The organism is Fusibacter tunisiensis (assembly GCF_016908355.1).
Lineage (GTDB): Bacteria > Bacillota > Clostridia > Peptostreptococcales > Acidaminobacteraceae > Fusibacter_D > Fusibacter_D tunisiensis.
In genome coordinates, this window is record NZ_JAFBDT010000074.1 from 1 (window position 1) to 1,013 (window position 1,013).

At 37.6% G+C, this 1,013-nt stretch carries 1 protein-coding gene; it reads right to left on the reverse strand.

Features of this window, described 5'->3' with window-relative positions; translation table 11 throughout:
* Positions 1-898 (reverse strand): IS21 family transposase (gene istA / locus JOC49_RS13130; RefSeq protein ID WP_204665488.1); only part of this gene is annotated, 898 nt, incomplete at its 3' end.
* Between the last annotated feature and the right edge of the window lie 115 nt (positions 899-1,013).

The following is a 1,013-nucleotide window of genomic DNA, read 5'->3' on the forward strand; positions in this document are numbered from 1 at the left end:
ATACTTTTCGTGGAAGGTGGTCAGACGCCAAAAACGGTTCAAGATTCATTGGTTTCAGGTTTTCATCTTTTAGCGCTTCCATTGGAATTTTTCGTGTTGTTTTATGGATCCTAACATTGCACTTGGTGTCCAGCCATACTTTCGCCTGTTCATTAAGGTCGGCAAGATCACTAAATGATTTTACTCGAGGCCAGAAGTTCCCCCTGATATAGCTTACACCTCGTTCCACCTTTCCTTTGGACCTTGGTAAATATGGACGATGTCTAACAGGTGTGAACGAATGATGTTCAGCAAACCTTAAGAATCGTTGATTCCATTTTTCAACACCTTTTTTATGACTGTGGGCAACAACCGTTTTCATATTATCGTAAAGGATACTTTCTGGAACACCGCCGAAGTAGGAAAAAGCACGTTCATGACAGCCTATAAGTGTCTCGAATTTTGAGTTTTCCGTGAACTCTAAATAATAATCTCTTGAGTATCCAAGAATCATTATAAAAGCATATATCTTTTTAAACGTTTTATCGGGAAGCTGTCCGTAAAATTCACCCCAATCCACTTGGGCTTGTTTTCCTGGGGGAGTTTCATACCGGATTGATGCTTTTATAAGGGCTTTTTCACGATGTGGTTTCATGAACTCTCTAAGAATCGTCATTTTACCTTGATATCCAAGATCTACAATCTCATCATATAAAACAACTGAATTTACACATCCTTCATTCATTCTTTGAAGTACATATGCTTTATATGGTTCCAGTTTGCTTTCTTTGTTGGTTTTTCTTTCGTACGAAGGCAAAGTGTTCATTTTTAGCCAAGTGCCTACTGTTTTGCGATCAATACCTATTTGATCAGCAATTTGCTTATTTGTTAATCCTTTGCTTTTTAAATCTCTAATCATAAAATACTCCTCACAACTAATCACCTGTATATTCCCCCTTTCTAAGAGGAATATACGTCGTTTGTGGGGAAAATTCAACCGTTTATTATGGGTATTTTACCACCGATTCTGACAT